The organism is Anaerotignum propionicum DSM 1682, from assembly GCF_001561955.1.
GTDB classification, from domain to species: domain Bacteria; phylum Bacillota; class Clostridia; order Lachnospirales; family Anaerotignaceae; genus Chakrabartyella; species Chakrabartyella propionicum.
Map to the genome: position 1 here is coordinate 321,639 of NZ_CP014223.1, position 22,214 is coordinate 343,852.

Below are 22,214 nucleotides of genomic sequence, written 5' to 3' on the forward strand. Positions count from 1 at the left end.
TTATGATATGGGGGATTATAATGAAAAAGTTTAGTTTTCAGCTTGAGTCTGTTATGAATTTTAAAAATCAGCGGCTGGAAAACAAGAAAGCAGAACATGCCAATATCATTGCAATGGTGAATCAACAAAATGTGAAGATAGATTCACTTTTAGGAAAATTTAAGGGTGTAAATTTTGAGTTTAATCAAAAAAAGATGGCGGGAATTTCTATTATCGAGGCAATGGAGTATTCGGGATTTTTGTACAAGCTTGAGGTGGAAATACAGAGGGAAAAACGCCACCTTGAGGTATTGCAAAAAAGAGAAGAAGAAAAAAGAGCAGAAGTTGTAGAAGTGAAAATTGAGACCTCTACGTTAGAGAAGCTGAAAGAAAAAAAGCTGGAACAATATAATAAAGAAGTGCAAAAGAGTGAAGAACTATTTATTGAGGAATTTGTGTCAAGAAATTTATAGAAATAAAGAATCCCTTTAAAAGATGCGAAAGCTGTTTTTAAGGGGATTTTTTTTATTGAAAGAATATGTTTTTAAGATGGAGGAAGGATGAAAAGATAGGTTTCCAGATATTAAACGTGGGGTTTTGTTAATAAACAGGTTTCAAAGAACATAACTTTGTTTGTCCAAGCCTTCAATGTCGTATAAATGGCTGTAGCAGATTACAATGAAAAACTCAATGCTACTTGGGTGTTCTGCTATGATTCAAATAAATTTTCGTATCAGTGTATTAGTTAATACATATTCCTAAGCACAATCGATACAAAGGAAAACAGAAAAACTGTAAGGAAAACGATATGGCTTGCTACAGGCTTATCGTTTTTTATTTGCCTTAGCATGTGAGCATATACGGGAAAAACGAAAATAGACAGAATGATACAAAGTATATGTAGAAACCCAAATGACCAACCTCCTAGTATTATAAATTGACTGTTTTCTACAAGTGTGAGGAGGGTAAAGCTAAGTAAATCCTCTTTCCTTGAAACCGTAGTTTAGTTATAAGTTAAGGAATAAAAAATAGAAATCTTCTTTGAAAATATTTGTCCTAACCTTAACTATTGCTTAAGAGATCATTTACCGCTAGATTAGCATGCATCTATAGGTATGTCAATGAGTTTTACATATTTTGTATAAAATGGAGACTGGCTTTGGTGAAAAAAAACCCCTAGAACTTTGCGTTCTAAGGGGTTATCATTGCGGAGGCAGGATTTGAACCTACGACCTTCGGGTTATGAGCCCGACGAGCTACCGGACTGCTCCACTCCGCGGCAGAAATAATGTTTTAAAACCATCTCGTTCATTATATGCTTATTGAAAGGGTTTGTCAACTAAACATTTCAAACAAATTTCACACATAATCTTTATATTTCGACTCGAGTGCCATTTTTCTGTCTCTCCAATCAGGCATTAGGTCGTTTAATAAAGCATAAAAATCATTTCCGTGATTTCGGTAGCGAAAATGTATCAGCTCGTGGAGGATAACTTGTTCAATGCATTCTTCTGGTGCTTTCATTAACTGTAGGTTCAGGCGAATGGTTTTTCCTGTTGTGGTACAGCTACCCCAAAGTGTCTTCATATTTCTAATTTGGATCACTGGGCGAGAAATGCCATAGGGCTCAACCAAAGGATAAATGCCAGACATAATTTCCTCAAACTTAATTTTCCCTTGTTCCTTCAGCCAATGCAGATATTCCTCCCACAATGCATTTTCTGTGATATGCTGGGAGGTCATAGAGAGGGTTTCCCCTTGTAACTCTATTTTTGCAGGACCTTCTGATAATTCCAAACTGTATGCCTTACCAAGATAATAAAGGGTTTTTCCCTCATAAAAACCGATAGGGGGTATACTTTGACGTAGTTTTTCTATTTCCGCAAGATGTGTAATGATCCAGTCAGATTTTGTTTCCACAAATTCTTTTATAATTGCAAGGGGAACATTTTTTGCAGCAGAAACAACAACCTTTCCATGCTTGTTTACACGAAGGTTAATATATTTCACTTCCTTGCGAATTAGCTCAAATTCTATTTTTATGCTTCCGTATTGCACTGTGTGTGTAGACATTGGAATTCTCCTTTTGTTTAACGATGTTACAATTCTATTTTACACACATAGAATCAGATTGTCTATACCTGGAAATTGACGGCAGATATACGGATTGTTCTTATATATGCACCTTTTGATTAAAAAATAATAAAAATTCATTAAATTTATAGAAATAAAGAATAATTTAAACGGAGATGACATTATGGAAAAGTATTGAATTTAAGTATGATTAATTAAATTTTGTATGGAAAATTATTGATTATTTTAATAAAATTTCATAGTTTTTTATAAAAAATATTAGAAAAATTAATTGAACTCAAGAAATATAAACGAAAACTATGAATTTTGCATTGAAGAATACATTCGAATATGATAAAATGTTAATTGTATATAAATGAAAAAATTTGCATAAAGCGAAAAAAAGGATAAGGAGATGGGTAAATGAAAAAGAGATTGGCAACTTTAACAGCTTTGGCTGTAACTGCGATGATGGCATTCACAGGCTGTGGCGGCGGCAACAATAAGCCTGCTGAGGAGACTGGTACTGACAAGCCCGCAGGCGGTGCGGTTGAATTGACATTAGGCACCGGTGGCACTACTGGTACCTACTATGCAGTTGGCGGAACAATGTCTACGGTATTAAACAATGCCATGGAATACGTTAATCTGAAGGTTGTTTCCACAGGTGCGTCCAAAGCCAATATTTTAGATATTGATGATAAGGTTTCTGATGTAGCAATCGTTCAGAATGATGTAATGTACTATGCGTACAATGGTACTGACCTTTTTGCGGCAGAAGGAAAATTTGAAACATTTTCCGCAGTTGCAGGCATTTATGATGAGACTTGTCAAATTATTGCAGGTTCCAATATTACCAACATTGCTGATTTAAAGGGAAAAACAGTAAACGTTGGTGACGCAGGCAGCGGTGTTGAGTTTAATGCGACACAGATTTTAGCAGCTTACGGTATTGACATTAACAAGGATATCAATAAAGTTAACGGCAGCTTTGGTGATGCCGCAGACTCCATTAAAGATGGTAAAATTGACGCTGCATTCATTACAGCAGGTGCACCTACTACAGCTGTAGTTGACTTGGCTATTTCTAAGAGCATCAACTTATTAACCATTGATGACGAGCATGCAGCAGCATTAATTGAACAATATCCTTTCTATACTAAAACAACGATTCCCGGCGGAACTTATAATGGCGTGAAAGACGATGTTCAGACATTAAGTGTTCGTGCAACCTTGATTGCTTCAAATGATACATCAGAAGATACCATTTATGAACTGACAAAAGCGCTCTTTGAAAATAAGGATGCACTGGCAAGCAGCAATGCAAAATTTGCAGAATTGGATCCAGCTTTAGCAGTACAGGGCATTTCCGTTCCATTCCATCCTGGTGCTGAAAAATACTTTAAAGAGATTGGTATTAACTAATTGTTAAAGGGCTGCAAATTCAGTTTCAAGCAGATTGTTGGTATAGTGGTTGCAATAATAGCTATTATTATTGCAACTGCTATTTTTCTTGTGAACCATACAGAAGATTGCCTGATATTGCGGAACGGGAGAACAGGCAAAATTCTCGCAAGTTACCCCATGGAAGAAGGCGGGGAATTTTCTGTGCGATTCAAACATTCTGTGAATAAGTCTCCGGTAGAAGACCGGTATCGGATTGAAAATGGAGGAATTGTTGTATATCAAACGGTATACTATAATTTCGGCGCAGGGGTACAAACTGAGTTGGAAGAAGGGCAAACATTAACTTACGGAAAAGATGGCTCTATGATTATTTCCGGAATTGATAAGCCCATTGCCGATCTTTCCTATAATGTTAGCCCTGTGTATGACCACATTTTACTGATAAATGGGGAAGAGGTTAGCCTACGTCAGCTTTGTGGCAAAGAAAGAACTGTTTCTTTTTTCTATGAAAAAGGAACAGAAAAGCAAAGTGCAGAGAACTGATTTATTTATGGAAGTAGGCTGAATTACTTTGACAGCAGACTAAAATAAGCCATTTTGGTGCTCTGGGCATGCTAGGATAAAAGGAGGAGGTTATAAAGTGTTTAAAAAGAAAGAGAAAATATCTTTGGAAGAAATAGCTGCGTTCCACGAAGAAGTAAAAGGTGCGGACTTGGAAGCTGTTATGAAAAAGTATGATAGAGAAGCGAATACCCGTCATTTTGAGGGGATCCCTAAAATAATTGTTAGATGCATGCTCATTGGTTTTGCGTTATTTATGGTTTATATGAACCTATTTGTAAATTGGGGTGAACAGATTCGTCGTTGTTTATTTTTGGGAATGGTAATTCTACTGATATTTACTATTTTTCCAAGAAAAAAGGGTTCAAAACAAAAGGTGAATTATATTCCTTGGTATGATTGGATATTAGGGATAGCAGGTTCAGGAAGCTTTTTCTACTATGTTGTAAATTTCAATGAAATCCTGCAGAAGGCAACAAGAATTGGTCAGCTTGAGGTTATTTTGGGTATCATTGGTATTTTGGTATTGACGGAGGCTTGTCGCCGTGTAACAGGGATTCCTATTATTCTTGTAGCGACAGGGTTTGTTATTTATGCTTTTTCCAGCGGTCTGCCACTGAGAAGAATTATTTATAATTTGTTTTATACAACTACGGGCGTTATTGGTGTGCCTATTGGTGTATGCTCCACATTTATTGTGTTATTTATCATTTTTGGTGCATTTTTGGAGGCGACAGGAATATCTAATTTCTTCATTCAATGTGCAAATTCTATCGCCGGAGCAAGCTCAGGTGGCCCCGCAAAGGTTGCAGTTATTTCCAGTGCTTTGTGTGGTATGGTTTCCGGCAGTTCTGTAGGAAATACGGTTACAACAGGTAGCGTTACAATTCCTATGATGAAGAAAACAGGCTATCCCCCCGAATTTGCAGGAGCAGTTGAGGCAGCAGCATCTACCGGTGGGCAGATTATGCCTCCTATTATGGGGGCAGCAGCGTTTTTGATGGCCGAAATGTGTGGTGTGGAATATGCCAGCATTATACAGAAGGCTATATTACCTGCTTTCCTATATTTTTCAGGTATTTTCTTGATGGTTCATTTTAAGGCAAAAAAACTGAAATTAATGGGAGTTCCCAAGGATGAATTACCGAAGTTTGGTCACTTAGTGAAAAATATCTATTTGCTTCTTCCTTTGCTTATATTGGTATATATGATTATTGATGGGTATACCATGTCCCGCTCTGCAATTTTTGCAACATTGGTTGCCATTGCAGTTAGTATGTTTAATAAAGAGCATCGCATGACTGTAAACGGCTTTTTCAATGCTTTGGAAAGCGGTGGCAAGGGTACGTTATCGGTTGCGGCGGCTTGCGGTATGGCGGGCATCATTGCCGGCGTTGTAAGTATGACCGGCTTGGGTCAAATTTTCATTTCGGGAATTGTTTCGATCGCCGGAAGTAATTTGCTTATCGCACTAATGCTGACTATGGTTTGTTGTATAATTTTGGGTATGGGTGTTCCAACCACGGCAAACTACATTATTATGGCTACAACTTGTGCGCCGATTTTAATTACGGGTATGAACATGGATATCATTGCTGCAAATATGTTTGTGTTCTATTTTGGTATTGTTGCAGATATTACACCACCAGTTGCTTTAGCGGCATATGCCGGTGCGGCAATTGCCGGTGCAAATCCTATGAAAACGGCTTTTAACGCAACGATGCTTGCCATTGCAGCTTTTATCATTCCATATGTGTTTGCATATAACCAAGCTTTATTGTTTATAGATACAACACCTTTACAGGTTGTTCAGGTGGTCATCACTTCCTTTATTGGTATGTTTGCTATTGCAGCTGGTATGATTGGATATATGTTTAGAGATTTAAAGCTTATTATCCGTGTGCTTTGTATCGGATGTGGATTATTACTGATTCACCCAGGTGCTTTTACAGATGTTATTGGGATTTCGGCAATTGGTGCTATTGTTGTAATGCAATTGCTTGAAAATAAAAAGAATCTAAAAACTGCGGTTTAACACATTGTAACTTTAACGGGTGGCTTTTGCCACTCGTTTTTTAGTGTAACTAAACTAGTGGTATTAGCCCTGCAAAAGACCATTTTGTCGAAGGGGATTTGGGAACAATAGAAATAAAATGAACTCTCTTTTTTTAAAAGGTATTCTTTAATAAAAATGAGTAATAAGGAAACGGAGGGATCTAAGGTTTTTGAAGCGTCCTTTCGGTTTGTATGGAAGTAGCGGTTAAAAAATTTATTTTCTTTTCAGATTATTATTGACTTTGACGTTGCGTCAAGCGGTATTCTATTTTTACAAAAGGAGGTGGTCTTATGGAATACAGCATAAAAGAATTATCGGAAATGGCAGGAGTTAGTGCACGCACCTTGCGATATTATGATGAGATTGGTTTACTTTTGCCTCTGCATACAAATGAGGCGGGATATCGATTTTACGGAGAAAAGGAAGTTGAGTTGTTACAGCAAATTCTTTTCTATAAGGAACGAGGCTTTGGGTTAGAGGAAATTAAAAGCATTGTTTATGAAAAAGATTTTGATATTCTTTTTGCCCTGCACAGCCATTTAGAGGAATTGGAAAACCAAAAACATAGGTTAGAAGGACTCATCGACATTGTGAAAAAGACAATTTCAGCAAAAAAAGGAGAGAGAGAAATGTGTGATAAGGAGCGTTTTGAAATCTGGAAGGAAAAAGTGATACAGGAAAATGAGGAGAAGTACGGTCAGGAGGTGCGAGAGAAATACGGTGATGTTTCTATGGAAGAAGCTACACAAAAAATGAGAGATATGACAGAAGGGGAATATGGGAAATTTAAAACGCTGGAGGAAGAAATCCTTGCAAGATTAAAGGAAGCAGTGACCCAAGGAATAACCCCTGAAAGCAAAGAAGGTAAACAAATTGTACTTTTGCATAAAGATTGGCTGGGTATGACTTGGAAAAGCTATTCCAAGGAGAAACATCTAGGTATAGTCAATATGTATGTGATGGATGAGCGCTTCACTGCCTATTATGACAAAGAGATTAGAGGTTGTGCTGAATTTTTGAGAAAATCAGCTGTTTACTGGATAGAAAAACTGTAACTTTTATTATGCGGGTATTCGTTCAACATGGAATAAAAAGATTTGGCTAAAAGGTAAAGTTGTAATCACTAGAATATTTTGTCAGTCAACTTCATTATTAAGAAAAATTATGCAAAAGTATTGACAAGAAAACTTGGCATGATATAATAAAGTTGACAAGAAAACTTGGCAAAAAATATGAGGGTGGTTGACGATGAATAAAGATGAGATTTTAGCAAAAAGTCGAAAAGAAAACAAAGATGAACGTGACCTATTCATTGGAAAAACAGCAAACGAAAACGCATATGTGGCAGTAACCCTTGTGTTCTCGCTTTTAAGTATTGTGTTGTTTTTACAAAAGCTGATTTTTGACACAGCATTTGCCGATTATAGGGTTTTTGTGTTGGCACTTTTGATAGGTTCAAGTGGTCAGAGTGTAACAACGTATTATTATGACCGCCAGCGAAAATCAATCTTGATTGCGGCTTTTCTGGAAATTATTGGTGCCATCGCTTGTTTGATTTCAATTATAGCTAGTGGCATGGGGTGGATCTAATTGAAAAAGACGAAGGATAGTCAGGACGGAGAATTAATACTCCATAATCGTTTAAAGGAAGCAAGAATGGAGAATAGCCTGTCCCAAGCACAGCTTGCTGAACTGGTTGGAGTCTCTAGAAATACAATCAGTTCCATTGAAACAGGACAGTTTAATCCCACTGCAAAATTAGCTCTTATTATCTGCATTGCGTTGGATAAGAAATTTGAAGAATTATTCTATTTTATTTAATGGAATTTGAAGTTTTCGATTTATTCAGGTCTTAGCTTTTGAATTGAAAATTTCAAATGGATTGTTAAAATAGAAAAAAGTATCATTAAATTCCGTGAAGTGCAAGTAATATAAAGCATAAATGAAAAGTTTGAAATTTTTTAATAAAAAAGCCCTTTGCATTAACGTGAAGAAGAATCTTCAACGGTGCAAGGGGCTTTTTTCTTTGAAGAATTATGCAGTTGAAGGTGAGGGAGTAAACAGACCCTTCTTTATTATGTGTAGGTTATAGGAAAGTTTCATATTTTGAGCAAAGAAATTACGACGAATTAAATATTTTCCTCCCAGTGCCAATTTGATTGGATATGTGCTTTTGCTCTATCAAAATCTTTCTTACGGATATAAAAAACATAGTCAATTTCCTGTGTCAGCAAAAGCTCAGGAGAGATGGCAGGATACAACCCTTTGGGTGCATTTGTATCCATTGCAGACACAGAATATTCAATACCGGCTTGCTCTAAAAATTGGCGCATAAGCCCCTGTTCTTCCAAAGAATGAGCAGAATATATGGCAAGACTGTTAAAAGACGTAAACATTACAACACCTCCGTTTTAATCAGTATATCATGATTTGGAGGGGATGAAAACCTTTCGGGTGTATACTTATTCTCAAAACAGAAGCCCTTATCAAAGTAAGCACAAATTATATCAGTCGTAGGATTGCGATAAAAATAAGAATACCACCGGATATCGTAGTCCAAAGGTTTTCCCGAATCTTTTCAGTATTTGTAAGCTTTTTGCCACAGAAAGCTCCAAGGGAGAGGAAAACAACTTGGAAAATAGCAGCAAACACTGGAAGCTTACCGATTTCCATACCGGAAGCTGCCGCACTGATACCAACACCCAAGGAATCCAGAGAAAGAATAAAACCAAGGAGGAGGGTCTCCTTAGGATCTAAAGTTTGGGATGCATCTTTATCGCAAACAGAAGGCTGATGAACAGATGCCAAGGGTGATGGCGGTTCTTTCGCCTTCCGAAACCCTTGTAAGCAAAGCCATAGACCGAACAGAAGTAAGAAACAGGGCGCTAAGGTCTCACCCGTGGCGGAGGGAAGTAACAGTGCAAGCCCGCGTCCTGCCATAATAAATACTTCCATCATCAAAAAAGTTTCTAATGCTAATAAAAATTTGGATGCGGCTGGGAATGTGATGCGACGCAATCCATAAGAAATGCCAATGCCCAAAGCATCTATACTTAGAGAAAAGGCAAGGAGCAAACTAAAAAACATAAGGAAACACCTCCTGATTTACATAGTATGCAGGAGGAATTTTTTTGGGCATGACCACATAGATATGAAAAAGAGGACAAACCGATAAAAATACAAAGGACGGGTGTGAGCATATGGATTGGTGGAATAAAGAATCAAAGGAAGTAGGTCAGTCTTTGGGGACATCCTTGGGAAATGGACTTTCCTTAGAGGAGGCGAAAAAAAGGCTGATGGAGAACGGTAAGAATCTTCTTCATCAGGAGGGAACAAATGCAGGCATTGTCAGAAGGTTTTTTGCCCAGTTTAATGACTTTATGATTATGCTGCTGTTGGTGGCAGCGGCTGTTTCCTTTGGAGTATCTTATCTAAATGGGGAAAAGGAATTTATTGACTCCATAATTATTATTGCAATTGTTGTGTTAAATGCTCTTTTGGGTGTGATTCAAGAGAGCAAAGCACAGAAGGCGTTGGAGGCTTTAAAGAAAATGTCTGCGCCAAAAGCGGTGGTGCTTCGGGGAGGAATGCGCACGGAAATCCCTGCAGAAGATGTTGTGGTTGGTGATATCATGCTTCTTGAGACAGGTGGATACATATGTGCCGATGGCAGGGTGATTGAAAGCCGTGGCTTAAAGACGGAGGAAAGTGCCATTACAGGAGAATCCTTAGCGGTGGAAAAAGAGACATGTATTTTTCCAAAGGAAACTGCATTGGGTGATCGTAAAAATATGGTGCTTTCAGGAAGCTTTGTTTTAGGGGGGAGCGGACGAGCTGTTGCCGTTGCAACAGGTATGGATACAGAAATCGGTAGAATTGCAAACCTTTTGGCGGAGCAGGAGGATCAGGAAACACCGTTACAGAAAAAACTGGGAGAGACGGGAAAAACCTTAGGCATGGGGGCATTGGTTATTTGTGCAGTTATTTTTGCCATGGGTTTATTGCGTCAAGAACCTGCATTTAGTATGTTTATGACCTCTGTCAGCTTGGCAGTTGCTGCAATTCCTGAGGGTTTGCCTGCAATCGTAACCATTGTATTGGCCATTGGAATGCAACGGATGTCTAAGAAGAACACAATCATTCGTCGTTTGCCGGCAGTGGAAACCTTGGGCAGTGCATCAGTCATTTGCTCTGACAAGACAGGAACCTTAACCCAGAATAAAATGAAGGTTGTAAAGCTTGCCGACTATGGCAAGAAAAAAGATGATGAGAAAAGGCAATTAATTCTCACTTTGTTCTCTCTTTGCAACGACTGCCATAGAGAAAAGGAAAAGCTTGTGGGGGAACCCACAGAACGTGCATTGGCCGAGGCGGCGGAAGAAGGCGGTATCGCCATTGAGGATGTACAGCAAGAAATGCCCAGAGAAGGGGAAATCCCTTTTTCCTCGGAGCGCAAAATGATGACCACACTCCATGCCATGGGGGATGGAACTTGGATGACTGTGACCAAAGGGGCGCCGGATATTTTGTTTGAACGCTGTGATAAATGCTTAGATGGTCATAACCAGGTGCATTTTGACAGCAATAAAAAAAGCAAAGCTCGCATGCAGAATGGCGAGATGGCGGCGGGTGCCTTAAGGGTGGTTGCTGTGGCATTTCGAGAATGGAAGAAGAAACCGGATTTATCAAAGGAGGATAGCATTGAGTGTGACATGGTTTTTGTGGGTATGGCAGGGATGATTGACCCACCTAGACCGGAGGTGGCAGGAGCAGTTCTTCTTTGCAAAAAGGCAGGAATCCGTCCTGTTATGATTACGGGGGACCATGCTTTAACGGCGCAAGCCATTGCAACTCAGCTGGGCATTTATGAAAAAGGAGATACCTGCATCACCGGCCAGGAATTAAGCAAGCTTTCCGATGAGGAATTAGAAAAAGCTGCCGCCCATTGTACAGTTTTCGCTAGGGTTGCGCCAGAGCATAAGGTGCGCATTGTAAAAGCATACCAAAAGGATGGTAGTGTGGTGGCTATGACTGGAGATGGTGTAAACGATGCACCGGCATTAAAGGCGGCAGATATTGGCTGTGCCATGGGCAAAAGCGGCACAGAAGTGGCAAAAGGCGCTGCGGATATGATTTTGACTGACGATAATTTTGCCACCATCGTGGAGGCAGTGCGAGAGGGTAGAGGTATTTACGATAATATTCGTAAAGCCGTACATTTTCTGCTTTCCAGCAATATTGGTGAGATTATTACCATTTTTGCCGCCATGTGCTTTGGCTGGGCAACGCCTTTGCTTCCTATACAGTTGCTTTGGGTAAACTTAGTGACAGATTCTCTGCCTGCCATTGCGTTAGGTATGGACCCTGTGGAAGGAGATTGCATGGAGCGGCCGCCAAGACAGCGGGAAAGTACCTTGTTTGGTGGTGGACTGGGGGGTAAAATTATGGTGGAAGGCATGATGATTGGCATGCTGGCATTATTGGCCTTTGCCATTGGACATATATACTTTGATGATGAAAAAATGTATGTTACGGGAAGAACCATGGCTTTCGCAGTTCTTTCCATCTCTCAGCTGATTCATGCATTTAACATGCGCTCGGAGCATTCTTTGCTTTCTATTCGACCCTTTGAAAACACATGGCTGGTTGGAGCCTTTCTCATTGGCATAGTGCTTCAGGTAGGTGTCATTATGATACAGCCTTTGGCTACAGTGTTTAAGGTTGCTCCCTTGGGTATTTGGGAATGGCTCATTGTGGCAGGTTTGGCATGTTTGCCTTTGCCTATCGTGGAACTGGAGAAATGGAAGGACAGGAAATTGGAACGCAGAAGACAGAAAAAGGAATATGTAATATTATAATAATTAATTAAAAAAACGGGCTTGGGAGTGGTTCTCAAGCCTGTTTTCGTTAGGTTGTGTTTATAGGCGGAAATGGTTATCATTTATTGTCTTTGTTGTTTCTTATAGATGGATTTGCTATAATATTATTAAAACATGCCTTTATTAATGATAGGGCATCACTATTCCGGCGGTACAAATGAAAAAGAAAGAAGGGAAGAAAATGTACAGAACGGTTAATAGTCCCCAAGGGGCACGCATTCAATTAGATGGGCGAGAAGTGATAAACATGGCTTCAAATAATTATTTAGGCCTTGCCAGCCACCCCCAAGCGATACAGGCGGCAAAGGATGCCTTAGATCAATATGGAGTGGGGCCCACTGCCAGCCGAAATATTGTGGGAAATTTTCCTGTTCATGATGCCTTGGAAAGGGCCTTGGCAGAGTTCAAGGATGTAGAGGCAACACTGGTTTTTAACTGCGGTGTTTCGGCAAATACGGGGGTAATCCCCTTTCTGGTAGGCAAAGGAGATGTTATTTACAGCGATGCACTGAATCATGGTAGCATCATAGATGGGTGCAGACTTTCTGGTGCCCAAATTAAGGTGTATCAACATAAAGATATGGATTCTCTGGAGAGGATATTAAAAGAACCTGTAGCAGGAAAAAAGCTGATTGTTACGGATGGTGTATTTAGTATGGATGGGGATTTAGCACCCCTTCCTGAAATTGCTGATTTGGCGGACAGATATGGAGCGATGCTCATGGTAGACGATGCCCATGGTGATGGCGTGATGGGGCCTATGGGAAAAGGAACTGTAGACCATTTTGGATTGCGAAGCCGTGTGTATGTGGAAACGGGCTCTTTGTCTAAGGCTTTTGGTTCGGCGGGAGGATTTGTAGCTGGCTCGAGGGAGTTGATTGAGGCTCTGCGCCCTAAGGCGAGAAGCTTTATTTTCACTGCTTCCCCCATGGCACCTTGTCTTGCGGCGGCAGCCTTAAAGGTAATCGAAATCATTTCTCAGGATGAATCCTATGTGGATAGATTATGGGAAAACAGAGAATATTTTGCAAACCGCATAACAAAGTTGGGATTGAATATAGGAACGACGGTGACCCCTGTTATTCCCGTCATTGTGGGGGATGAAGGGCTGGCGGAGAGAATGAGTCAGGATATATTTGAAAAGGGCGTTTTTGCCCAAGCCATAAAATTTCCTATGGTGCCTAAGGGAGCGGCACGACTGAGATTTATCATTTCTGCAGGACATAGCAAAGATGATTTGGATTTGGTGGCTGAGGCCATTGAAGAAAGCGCCAAGGAAAATAGATTGTTATCTCAAAGGTAAAAAAAGTATCCGTTTTTTGCTGAAATCTTTAATTTTGGAGCTGAAGATGTGGGCAAAAGAATTACTGCAGAGTTGGTTTGGTATGATTTGCAAAGCATATGAAAATGCCTAATGTTGCATTAAAAAATAGTTTTTAACTTATGTTAAAAAAAGTGAAGTTTTGGTTTTTCGACACCCGAAAAGGATATTCTTTGGATATCCTTTTTTATTTATAAATTTTTACAGGAATTTTCAGTATGTTCCTGTTTTTGTCTGGAAATACTGAGAAAAAAGGAGGCGAAAAAAATGTTAAAGGATGGATTATTTGAATTGCTGGAAAAGGCAAGAACAGACAGCGATTTGCGGAAAAAGATATTAGAAACAAGAAACGCAAGGGATCCTGAGTTGGCTCTTTGTGAATTATCCACGGAATTGGGCTGTGGTGTTACAGTTGGGGAGATTTATCAGCAAGGCGCAAGATATTTATCTGACTTGGAGGATGGTTGTATTGGTGCAACAGAACCCAGAAAGAAATGGGGAGATACGTATGAACAGTTTTTTGCATCAATAGAAGGAATGGAAAAAAAATAAGAAATACGGTTTACCCCATTTGATTTTGCTTTTTTGTAATCATATGGGGTTTTTTGTATAAAAACTTTGTTTTTTAGCAAAGTTTTAAAGATAAAAAATAATTTTTTGTTATTTATGAATTTTGAAATTATTTTTGACAACAAATAAACGATTATGTAGCGTTTTTCTGAAAAAAACTGCTGATATCTCTATTTTTATTATAAAAAAAGACATTATTTCTAAAGATGAAGATGTTGCAAATTGGTGTATTACCACATTGACAGTTAGAAATGGCAGTGATACCATAGAATTGGATAGGTATAAAAATATAAACAGCAATTGTAATTGAATGCAATTTTAGGGGGCTTGGGTATGGTAGAAATGGTAAATGGTATAGTTAGTTTGGACAGGCTTGAAGTAACGGATATTATTAATATTAACATTTTGCAGAATTTCTTAGACAATTTTGCATTGGGCATGAACTGTGCTGCAGTTGCGGTGGATCGAGAGGGAAGAGAAATTACAACCCCAAGTCACTACCGAGATTTTTGCAGTAATTACGTACATATGTCTTCCGTTGGTGATTCCAGATGCGCCAAGTGTCATGATGAAATGGGTATGAAGGCGGTAAAACTTGGCAAGCCTTATGTTGGTTCTTGCCATGCAAACTTAATTGACTTTGCCTGTCCAATTGTAGTCAAAGGACGGCATATCGGTACCGTTTTGGGAGGACAAATTTTAGATAATCCTCCAAAAGAAGAGGTTATAAAGAAAACAGCCAGAGAACTAAACCTAAGTGAACAGGAACTGTGGTCTGCATCCCATAGAATCGACGTTGTTCCCATGAAAAATATTCAGGCGGCAGCGGAGGTTTTATATATTGTTGTAAATGCATTGGCAGACAATGGTTACAACAGATTGGAAATTGAGGTTTTGACTAAAGAACTTGCTGTCAACTTTATGGAGATATCTAAAACCATTGAAACATTAACCCACTCTGCACAGGAAATGTCAATGAATCAAAATGAGCTTTCCGCTAAAATTACTGAGGTGAGTGAGGTAACCCGTGAGGTTTCCGATGTTTTGAAGTCAATTGCGAAAATCATTAGCCAGACAAAGCTGTTAGGTTTAAATGCTTCCATTGAGGCGGCTAGATTAGGCAATGATGGAAAGACATTTGCTGTGGTTGCAAAGGAAATTCATACCCTTTCCGAAAGCTCCAATGAAACTGTTGTTAAAATTGATGTTTTAAACGGATTAATTCGAGAGAAAATAAATCACACCATACAAGATGCTGATATGAGCCTGCAAAATTCTGAGCGGCAAAGCACAGATATGATAAATTTAGAAAAAATGGTTCAAAGATCTGTAGTGATTGCAAAGAATTTAGAAGGGCTGTTTAAATAATTTTAAGGAATATAAGCTGAAATGATAAGCTGAAAAGGTTCATCCACCGGGTTTTTCAATATCCGGTGGATTTATCATGTGTAACGCAAACCCCTCACCCATTCGGTGATGGGTGTTTTTGCGCGTTTGTTCACCAGCTATGATGGTGAAGTTGTCCCTGAGTAAGCATTCCTTTAAAACCTTGCTGGCGCAAAGCCTCGTATATAATGATTGCCACAGAGTTTGACAGGTTTAGGCTTCTGGCTACCTCCAGCATAGGAATACGAATGGTTCCTGCTTCGTGGGCCATAAGAATTTCTTCGGGAATCCCCGCACTTTCCCGTCCAAACATAAAATAGTCATTCTCTTGAAATTGAACCTCGGTATAGACATGCTTCGCTTTGGTGGTAGCCATCCAGAGGCGGATTCCTTGATTCTTGTCCATGAAGTCTTGAAAATTTTCGTAATAGCGAATATCAAGAAGATCCCAATAATCCAGACCGGCTCTTTTTAAATATTTATCATCAACAGAGAACCCTAAGGGTTTGATTAAGTGTAAAACAGAATTGGTTACTGCACAGGTTCTTGCGATGTTTCCTGCATTTTGGGGTATTTCAGGCTCTAATAGTACGATGTGCATACTGCGTACCTCCTTTCACATATGTTTCAAATTGTAGCATAAAGAAAAACCGAAAACAATAGAAGGTATGACGGAATTTTAGATTTGAGAAATATTTCTATTGACTAATTCCTTCTTGTATATTACTATTAAATAAAAATAGTTATCGCTTAGGGGTTTTGATTATGAAAGAGACTGCACAAATTTTAAGAGAAAAAGGTTTAAAGGTAACGCCTCAGCGTATTGCGGTTTATAATATGCTGTTAAATTCCACAGAGCATCCTAATGCGGAAACCATCTACAGAGCTTTGGAGCCTACAAATCCTACCATGAGCTTGGCTACGGTTTACAAAACCTTAGATTATTTTAAGCAGCTTGGTTTGGTTCAGGAGCTAAATGTTGGAGAGGGTAGCTCTCGTTATGATGCGGTTGTAAAATGCCATCCCCATACAGTTTGCATGCAGTGCGGAAAAGTACAAGATTTATTCTTGGATGAATTGACTGAAATTCATAAAAAAGTTAAAGAAGAATTGGATTTCCAGGTGAATTGTGAGCAGTTAATTCTTTATGGTATATGCGGGGATTGCAGAAAGAATAAGATTGAAGCTTAAGGTTCTAAATTGTTCTGAGGGTAGATACCAAAGGCATAGAATCCAGAAAAAGCCATTCTTTAAGTTTATTCAAATAAGGCAGATAACTCCAATGATTGTAAATTTTTGGGGTTTATCTGCTTTTTATTTTGAAATTAATTTTTGCTTGTGTAATTTTTGCAGTTAATTTGACAAAAAATGGATAAATTGATATAGTCAATATGCATATTTTGTTTTTAATACCAAGGAGGTTCTCATGGAAAAACGATTGATACCTGTTAATATGTATGATATCACAACAATGGAACAATGGTTCACTCAGATGGGGGAGGAAGGCCTGATCTTGAAATCCTTTTCGGGAAGAAAGGCAGTATTTCAGGATGATTATTGCCAGAAAATTAAATATAAAATAATACCAACTGTGTATGATGAGGATGCACCTCCCCGGGAGATGAAGGAGCTTTTTGAAGATGAAGGATGGCATTATGTAGCCACATATCAAAAATTGCTTTTCGTTTTTTCAAATGATTCAGAATACCCTAAGCCCATTCCTTTCTCAAGGGAGGAAGAACGGGCTATTTATGAAGAGCTAAGGAGAAAAAAACAAAGAAGTGTGATTTTTTCAATGTTGGCGTTGCTTTTTTTGATGGGTATGCAGCTATTTCTTCTGTATTTGAAGTGGGACGATTATGCTTTGGGAAAGACTTATGATTCGGGGGTTGTTTATATATTGGTATTTCTAACCAATCTCATAGCAGCGAAGCGAGAATATCGCTCTAATATACTAATAAAAAGAAAATTGGAAAGCTTTGATTTGTCGGAAGAAATAGATTCCCCATTTATGCCTACTACAAAATGGTTTCGTGTGGAATTTTTACTTACTGGGCTTATGTTTGTTTTTATGTTTGCCCCACTCATTTCGGCGATGCGGGATAACACTGTTGCAATTGCTGAGAAGGATATTCCGTTTTCTTATGTTTCCCTAGAGGAGCTGGAAACGGCAGACCCAAACAGAGAATACTATAACGATTTTACATATGTAGATACCAAAACATCGGTTTTAGTGCCTGTTCAGTATGAACTGGAGCAGGATGGTAACGCCATTTATGAAAGTGATGGGATCCGGGAAAGAGACGAAGTACATTTGAGTTTGTCATATTATGAAACCAGATATAGATTTTTAGGAAATCAATTGTTGCAAAGATTGATGGAATATGATGATGTTATCAAAATAGAACAAGAAGGATTAGATCAAGCTTGGCTTGACGAAAAAAGCGAATACAAAAAAATATTTTTGCTCAAAGACAATCGTATTTTAGTCATTAAATATAGGGGGCATGCCGACATTCCCTCCCATTTAAAGGACTTTTCCAAGACTCTGCAATCTCCTAGTATATAATTCTAACGAATAAAAAGGATGGCAACATAGTTGCCATCCTAACGGCAGACTTGATATCTGCCGTTTTTTTATGTTAAGCTGTGGGGATTGTATCTTTACTTTTGCCATTATGTTGGATTTCTTTCCAGCTTTTTGTTTCTCGGAACAGGCTGATAACCTGTAATGGGATCCAAGATGCCATAAAGATTGGAAATAATAAAATTGCGGATCGCATTTCCTTTGGAAATACTCTTTTTTCCTGATACAGAGTAAGTATTGTTGCCATGAGACACATTAAGGTATAATAGAGCAGGAAATAAATTCCCATGGCTTGAATGAAATTGAAAATCCCTTCTTTCCCATCAAAAATTGCGGCTAAAAGGGTAAGCCCCAATGGTAGTATGGATAGAGCTTGGGCAAATGCTCCCATTAAAAACATAGTGAAATCTGCGGCGTAAACGCCGTTAGGTTTGATGAGGCGTTGCAGGAGATGCTTGAAATGCAGCTTTCCTACCTGCATGATGCCACTGCACCACCGACGGCGTTGTAACAAGGATACCCGAAAGGATTCGGGTTGTTCATCATAGGTAACGGCATCGGGAACCCACCAAACCCGCTCACCCAAGAGGGCGCACTGGGCGGAAAATTCCGCATCTTCAGCGATGGTTGTGGTATTCCATCCCCCTAGGCTTTCCAAAACATCTTTATGTACTGCGAAGCCTGTACCTACAAGCTTTGCGGAAAGGCCGCAGGCGCCTCTTGCCTTATTGAAAAACAGATGAAAAAGGTTAAAATAGATATTATAGCAACCGGAAACCCAAGAAGCTTGAGGATTACTTGCCAGCAGACGACCCTTTGCCACCTTTGCTCCCGCATCGAATGCATCATTTATTTTGAGTAAAAAGTCGGGACTTACAATATTATCTGAATCAAAGACACAAAAAGCATCATATCCCTTTTTTCGTAATTGCATCAAGGCTTGCTGTAGGGCATCCCCTTTGCACGTTACGGGGAAGGGACAGTGAATGATTTCTGCACCGTAGGCTTTTGCCATGAGCTCAGTATTATCCGTACAATTATTGGGAATCACAAATACATCAAATAATTCAACGGGATAGTTTTGTTTTTGAATGCTTTCTATGAAGTTTCCAATCACTGCTTCCTCATTTCTAGCCGCAGTAAGGACTGCAAATCGTCGCAGTTTTTTTGCGGAAGGATACTTGACTTCTTTTTTCAAAGCAAAGCAGGCAATCCCTCCAAAATATATGCTGATTAGTTTCAGCACTGCACCAAGGGCCAAGGCGACCCAAAATAATTCGTCCACTTTTATGTACCACCTTTCAGGATTTTCAACTTCTTATTGTCTTATACTAATATAGGGTATATATTTTAAGAAGAACTTAATAAAAATCTTAATAAAAGCGAAATATCTAATCTTAAAGGAAAATTAAATGATTTCCTGTTTGATTCTTAAGGGCTTTTTTATACAATGAATTTACAGAATGACGGAGGTGTACGGCATGTACAATATTTTAATTTGTGATGATGAAAAAGACATCGTTTCTGCGTTATCCATTTATCTTTCCACAGAAAATTATAAGATTTTTACTGCTTATACAGGGAAAGAGGCTTTACAAGTGGTACAAAATAACGATATCCATCTGATTCTGATGGACATTATGATGCCTCAGATGGATGGTATTTCGGCTACAGCAAAGCTTCGGGAATCTTCCAATATACCCATTATTTTGCTAACTGCAAAAAGTGAGGACAGCGATAAAATTCTGGGATTGAATATTGGAGCAGACGATTATATCACAAAGCCGTTTAACCCCATAGAAGTAATGGCAAGGGTGCGTTCTCAGCTAAGGAGATATACTTCCTTGGGAGGAATGGCAAAAAAAGCGTCCCATTTGGTCATAGGAGGAATCGATTTAGACGATGAATCTAAAACAGTTACCATTGACGGCGAGCCTGTATCCCTAACCCCCAGTGAATATAATATTTTAAAGCTTCTGATGGAAAACCCCGGACGAGTATTTTCCTCAACACAAATTTATGAGCAAATTTGGAATGAGGATGCGTATGGCTCCGGCAGTGTTGTTGCGGTGCACATTCGTCATCTGCGAGAAAAAATCGAAATCAATCCCTCGGAACCCCGCTATTTAAAGGTGGTTTGGGGGCTTGGCTACAAAATTGAAAAGGAGGCTAAAGAATGACGAAGGTCACCCACAATCTTGGGTTTAAGGTGCTGGCCTTGTTTCTTGTGGTTATTTCAGGGATTTTGAGTTTTATCAGTGCAGCCGCAATTTTTGTTGGGGGAGAAAGCGGTTTTTACAGCGGAAACCCGCGTTCCTACTATGACACACCTTGGTGTAAATGGATAACCAATCAATATGCCGATGAAATCATGGATTTATATCGGTATAATCCAACACAGTTGGAAGAATGGGCGGAAAATAGGAGTTCAAACTTTGGTTTTGAAATTTATACCCCAAGCGGCGAAAAAATAACCGAAGGAAATATCTCCGGGGAATCTGGATTTAAACAAACCTATAATTTTAACGTTTATGATGAATATACCGTCAACGGAGAGTGGATTTCATATGATGAACCTATGGATGCCAAGCTGGAAGCCTATGTGAAAACGCCTATAACGGCTTCAGATAATTATTCGTTAACGTACAGGCTTTATGGCTTAACCTATAAATTTCGCATGGGGCTGCTGGCTTTGGGGTTGACAAGCGTATTGACTTTTTTAGCCACCCTGATTTATTTAATGTGTGCGGCGGGACATAGAGGAAAAACCGATGAAGTTACACCAAACCTTCAGGATCGCATCCCTTTGGAGATTTATTTTGGAACGATTTCTCTGTTGGCGGCAATGCCTATTATGGGAGCTCACGCTATTTATCCCTTTGATCAATTCAGCGATATTATGCTACTGTTAGGGGCATTGGTTTATCTTTTCGTTTTGGGAATAGCGGCGTTAATGACCATTGCCACTCGACTAAAAATGGGAAAATGGTGGAGAAACTCTATTACTTATTGGTTTTTCCATATTGGCTGGAAATTTATTGGTGCTGTATTTGTTACATTCAAAGATAGCATCTCTGCTTTGCCTATGACATGGAAATATGCGGCGGCGTGGGTTTTTATATCCCTTATTTATTTATCAAATTCGAATAGTAGTGGAACAGTTTTTATTGTGAACTGCATTATTCTGGTTTTGGTGCTTTCCGTTTCCAATCAGCTGCAAAAGTTAAAAAAAGCAGGGGAACAGTTGGCCAACGGAAATCTGGATTATAAGGTTGATACTTCTAGGATGTTTCGCGTTTTTCGCAGACACGGCAATAATTTAAACAGCCTATCTAAAGGGGCGGCAATTGCCATGGAGCAAAAAATCAAAAGCGAACGCTTAAAAACAGAGTTGATAACCAATGTATCCCACGATATCAAAACACCTTTGACGTCCATTATCAATTATGTGGATTTATTGAGAAAGGAAAAACTTTCGGGGCAGGCTCAGGAATATTTAGAAGTTCTGGATCGTCAGTCCAGGAGGCTGAAAAAGCTTACAGAGGATTTGGTGGAGGCTTCAAAAGCATCCACAGGGAATATTTCTGCGCAGTTGTTGCCAACTGACCTTTGTGAATTGGTGCATCAGGCAGTGGCGGAGTATGAAGAAAAACTGGAAAAAGCAAATTTAGAGGTGGTCATTACTGCCAAAGAACCTGTTTTCGGTATTGTAGACGGAAATTTGACTTGGCGTGTATTGAGCAATCTTTTGAGCAATGCTTGTAAGTATTCTCAAACCGGCACAAGGGTTTATGTGGAAATTTCGAAAAAAGGTAATTTTGCTTTGATTTCTATGAAGAATACCTCCAGAGATCAACTGAATGTTGCCCCTGATGAATTAATGGAACGTTTTGTGCGTGGAGACAGCTCCCGTTCCACGGAGGGGAGTGGTTTGGGGTTAAATATTGCCAAAAGTTTGGTGGATCTGCAGAAAGGGAAATTTACCCTTTCCATTGATGGGGATTTATTCAAGGCTTATGTGCAGTGTCCTTTAGCAAAGGCTCCAGAACAGAAAGGGTCGAAGGAAGAAGAAACTCATGAAGCAGAAGAAAATGCAATAAATCAAACAGCAGAAAAAACAATTTAAGACAAAATATAAAAAAGAAGCCCTCTTTAAGCATATGTGTAAAGAGGGCTTTTTCGTGTTTATGGAGTAGAGTTTTAAAAAGTGGGGGACAAAGGTGGGTAAGATATTTGTCTATTGGAAGATTTAAATTGTGCCACTTGATCTTATGTAAATAACAATTTTAAGTAAGAATTGTTTAAATCTATCAAAAAGCAAATGAAGGCTTCAAAAATCCCTACGGAGATTTGAAATTTGGAGGCTGAATAAACAGGCTGTTTTATTCATAGAAA

Annotated in this window: 20 protein-coding genes and 1 tRNA gene; 15 read left to right on the forward strand and 6 right to left on the reverse strand. The window is 39.0% G+C overall.

Going from position 1 to position 22,214, the window contains the following annotated elements; all coding sequences use genetic code 11:
• Nucleotides 1–20 precede the first annotated feature (20 nt).
• A complete protein-coding gene (fliJ, locus tag CPRO_RS01455) occupies nt 21–452 on the forward strand; it encodes a flagellar export protein FliJ (protein ID WP_066047006.1) in 432 nt (143 codons plus the stop codon).
• A 732-nt stretch (nt 453–1,184) separates the two neighbouring features.
• Here fliJ and CPRO_RS01460 read toward each other — a convergent pair.
• Both CPRO_RS01460 and CPRO_RS01465 read right to left on the reverse strand, forming a co-directional pair.
• Nucleotides 1,185–1,258: transfer RNA gene (locus tag CPRO_RS01460), tRNA-Met, on the reverse strand.
• Between the two features lie 80 nt (nt 1,259–1,338).
• Nucleotides 1,339–2,052 carry a M48 family metallopeptidase gene (locus tag CPRO_RS01465; RefSeq protein WP_066047008.1) on the reverse strand — a complete coding sequence of 238 codons (714 nt, stop codon included), beginning with the start codon at nt 2,050–2,052 and terminating at the stop codon, nt 1,339–1,341.
• Nucleotides 2,053–2,475: 423 nt separating this feature from the next.
• Between CPRO_RS01465 and CPRO_RS01470 the strand changes: the two genes are divergently transcribed.
• The 6 genes from CPRO_RS01470 (at nt 2,476) to CPRO_RS01495 (ending at nt 7,897) form a co-directional block, all read left to right on the forward strand.
• The gene (locus tag CPRO_RS01470) at nt 2,476–3,477 is read left to right on the forward strand and encodes a TAXI family TRAP transporter solute-binding subunit (RefSeq protein ID WP_066047010.1); all 1,002 of its coding nucleotides are present in this window, start codon (nt 2,476–2,478) and stop codon (nt 3,475–3,477) included.
• 45 nt (nt 3,478–3,522) lie between these two features.
• Nucleotides 3,523–4,002, forward strand: a complete 480-nt coding sequence (locus CPRO_RS01475; RefSeq protein WP_143148951.1) for a DUF1850 domain-containing protein — start codon at nt 3,523–3,525, stop codon at nt 4,000–4,002.
• Nucleotides 4,003–4,099: 97 nt separating this feature from the next.
• A complete protein-coding gene (locus CPRO_RS01480) occupies nt 4,100–6,055 on the forward strand; it encodes a TRAP transporter permease (RefSeq protein WP_236782368.1) in 1,956 nt (651 codons plus the stop codon).
• A gap of 311 nt (nt 6,056–6,366) precedes the next feature.
• On the forward strand, nt 6,367–7,131 hold the full coding sequence (locus tag CPRO_RS01485; protein ID WP_066047015.1) for a MerR family transcriptional regulator: 765 nt from the start codon (nt 6,367–6,369) through the stop codon (nt 7,129–7,131).
• Nucleotides 7,132–7,324: 193 nt separating this feature from the next.
• On the forward strand, nt 7,325–7,666 hold the full coding sequence (locus tag CPRO_RS01490) for a DUF6442 family protein (protein WP_066047017.1): 342 nt from the start codon (nt 7,325–7,327) through the stop codon (nt 7,664–7,666).
• The gene (locus tag CPRO_RS01495; RefSeq protein ID WP_257721882.1) at nt 7,667–7,897 is read left to right on the forward strand and encodes a helix-turn-helix transcriptional regulator; all 231 of its coding nucleotides are present in this window, start codon (nt 7,667–7,669) and stop codon (nt 7,895–7,897) included.
• Between the two features lie 308 nt (nt 7,898–8,205).
• Here the strand turns inward: CPRO_RS01495 and CPRO_RS01500 are convergent, their stop codons facing one another.
• A complete protein-coding gene (locus tag CPRO_RS01500) occupies nt 8,206–8,472 on the reverse strand; it encodes a TroA family protein (protein WP_066047019.1) in 267 nt (88 codons plus the stop codon).
• Nucleotides 8,473–8,578: 106 nt separating this feature from the next.
• Nucleotides 8,579–9,163, reverse strand: coding sequence for a manganese efflux pump (locus CPRO_RS01505; protein WP_066047021.1), 585 nt, complete (start codon nt 9,161–9,163; stop codon nt 8,579–8,581).
• Nucleotides 9,164–9,276: 113 nt separating this feature from the next.
• Between CPRO_RS01505 and CPRO_RS01510 the strand changes: the two genes are divergently transcribed.
• From CPRO_RS01510 to CPRO_RS01525, 4 genes are all read left to right on the forward strand, one after another.
• Nucleotides 9,277–11,934: a calcium-translocating P-type ATPase, PMCA-type gene (locus CPRO_RS01510; protein ID WP_066047024.1), complete on the forward strand. Its 2,658-nt coding sequence runs from the start codon at nt 9,277–9,279 to the stop codon at nt 11,932–11,934.
• Between the two features lie 202 nt (nt 11,935–12,136).
• A complete protein-coding gene (locus tag CPRO_RS01515; RefSeq protein ID WP_082754391.1) occupies nt 12,137–13,258 on the forward strand; it encodes an aminotransferase class I/II-fold pyridoxal phosphate-dependent enzyme in 1,122 nt (373 codons plus the stop codon).
• A gap of 285 nt (nt 13,259–13,543) precedes the next feature.
• Complete coding sequence (locus CPRO_RS01520; protein WP_066047031.1) at nt 13,544–13,828, forward strand: hypothetical protein; 285 nt, start codon at nt 13,544–13,546, stop codon at nt 13,826–13,828.
• Between the two features lie 351 nt (nt 13,829–14,179).
• A complete protein-coding gene (locus tag CPRO_RS01525; RefSeq protein ID WP_066047034.1) occupies nt 14,180–15,214 on the forward strand; it encodes a PocR ligand-binding domain-containing protein in 1,035 nt (344 codons plus the stop codon).
• 130 nt (nt 15,215–15,344) lie between these two features.
• Here CPRO_RS01525 and trmL read toward each other — a convergent pair whose 3' ends face one another.
• Nucleotides 15,345–15,833, reverse strand: coding sequence for a tRNA (uridine(34)/cytosine(34)/5-carboxymethylaminomethyluridine(34)-2'-O)-methyltransferase TrmL (trmL, locus tag CPRO_RS01530; protein ID WP_066047037.1), 489 nt, complete (start codon nt 15,831–15,833; stop codon nt 15,345–15,347).
• A gap of 164 nt (nt 15,834–15,997) precedes the next feature.
• Between trmL and perR the strand changes: the two genes are divergently transcribed.
• Both perR and CPRO_RS01540 read left to right on the forward strand, forming a co-directional pair.
• On the forward strand, nt 15,998–16,423 hold the full coding sequence (gene perR / locus CPRO_RS01535) for a transcriptional regulator PerR (protein ID WP_066047040.1): 426 nt from the start codon (nt 15,998–16,000) through the stop codon (nt 16,421–16,423).
• Nucleotides 16,424–16,658: 235 nt separating this feature from the next.
• A complete protein-coding gene (locus CPRO_RS01540; protein WP_066047044.1) occupies nt 16,659–17,801 on the forward strand; it encodes a DUF2812 domain-containing protein in 1,143 nt (380 codons plus the stop codon).
• Between the two features lie 73 nt (nt 17,802–17,874).
• Here the strand turns inward: CPRO_RS01540 and CPRO_RS01545 are convergent, their stop codons facing one another.
• Nucleotides 17,875–19,104 carry a glycosyltransferase family 2 protein gene (locus CPRO_RS01545; protein ID WP_066047047.1) on the reverse strand — a complete coding sequence of 410 codons (1,230 nt, stop codon included), beginning with the start codon at nt 19,102–19,104 and terminating at the stop codon, nt 17,875–17,877.
• A 196-nt stretch (nt 19,105–19,300) separates the two neighbouring features.
• Between CPRO_RS01545 and CPRO_RS01550 the strand changes: the two genes are divergently transcribed.
• On the forward strand, nt 19,301–19,999 hold the full coding sequence (locus CPRO_RS01550; protein WP_066047051.1) for a response regulator transcription factor: 699 nt from the start codon (nt 19,301–19,303) through the stop codon (nt 19,997–19,999).
• Nucleotides 19,996–21,945 carry a sensor histidine kinase gene (locus CPRO_RS01555; RefSeq protein WP_066047054.1) on the forward strand — a complete coding sequence of 650 codons (1,950 nt, stop codon included), beginning with the start codon at nt 19,996–19,998 and terminating at the stop codon, nt 21,943–21,945. Before CPRO_RS01550 ends, CPRO_RS01555 begins: the two co-directional genes overlap by 4 nt.
• Nucleotides 21,946–22,214: the final 269 nt, after the last annotated feature.

Excerpts from the sequence above, each read along its gene's own strand:
- fliJ (WP_066047006.1), top strand. The coding sequence starts at position 21 with ATGAAAAAGTTTAGTTTTCAGCTTGAGTCTGTTATGAATTTTAAAAAT.
- CPRO_RS01465 (WP_066047008.1), bottom strand. The coding sequence starts at position 2,052 with ATGTCTACACACACAGTGCAATACGGAAGCATAAAAATAGAATTTGAG.
- CPRO_RS01470 (WP_066047010.1), top strand. The coding sequence starts at position 2,476 with ATGAAAAAGAGATTGGCAACTTTAACAGCTTTGGCTGTAACTGCGATG.
- CPRO_RS01485 (WP_066047015.1), top strand. The coding sequence starts at position 6,367 with ATGGAATACAGCATAAAAGAATTATCGGAAATGGCAGGAGTTAGTGCA.
- CPRO_RS01490 (WP_066047017.1), top strand. The coding sequence starts at position 7,325 with ATGAATAAAGATGAGATTTTAGCAAAAAGTCGAAAAGAAAACAAAGAT.
- CPRO_RS01500 (WP_066047019.1), bottom strand. The coding sequence starts at position 8,472 with ATGTTTACGTCTTTTAACAGTCTTGCCATATATTCTGCTCATTCTTTG.
- CPRO_RS01505 (WP_066047021.1), bottom strand. The coding sequence starts at position 9,163 with ATGTTTTTTAGTTTGCTCCTTGCCTTTTCTCTAAGTATAGATGCTTTG.
- CPRO_RS01510 (WP_066047024.1), top strand. The coding sequence starts at position 9,277 with ATGGATTGGTGGAATAAAGAATCAAAGGAAGTAGGTCAGTCTTTGGGG.
- CPRO_RS01515 (WP_082754391.1), top strand. The coding sequence starts at position 12,137 with ATGTACAGAACGGTTAATAGTCCCCAAGGGGCACGCATTCAATTAGAT.
- CPRO_RS01520 (WP_066047031.1), top strand. The coding sequence starts at position 13,544 with ATGTTAAAGGATGGATTATTTGAATTGCTGGAAAAGGCAAGAACAGAC.
- CPRO_RS01525 (WP_066047034.1), top strand. The coding sequence starts at position 14,180 with ATGGTAGAAATGGTAAATGGTATAGTTAGTTTGGACAGGCTTGAAGTA.
- trmL (WP_066047037.1), bottom strand. The coding sequence starts at position 15,833 with ATGCACATCGTACTATTAGAGCCTGAAATACCCCAAAATGCAGGAAAC.
- perR (WP_066047040.1), top strand. The coding sequence starts at position 15,998 with ATGAAAGAGACTGCACAAATTTTAAGAGAAAAAGGTTTAAAGGTAACG.
- CPRO_RS01540 (WP_066047044.1), top strand. The coding sequence starts at position 16,659 with ATGGAAAAACGATTGATACCTGTTAATATGTATGATATCACAACAATG.
- CPRO_RS01550 (WP_066047051.1), top strand. The coding sequence starts at position 19,301 with ATGTACAATATTTTAATTTGTGATGATGAAAAAGACATCGTTTCTGCG.
- CPRO_RS01555 (WP_066047054.1), top strand. The coding sequence starts at position 19,996 with ATGACGAAGGTCACCCACAATCTTGGGTTTAAGGTGCTGGCCTTGTTT.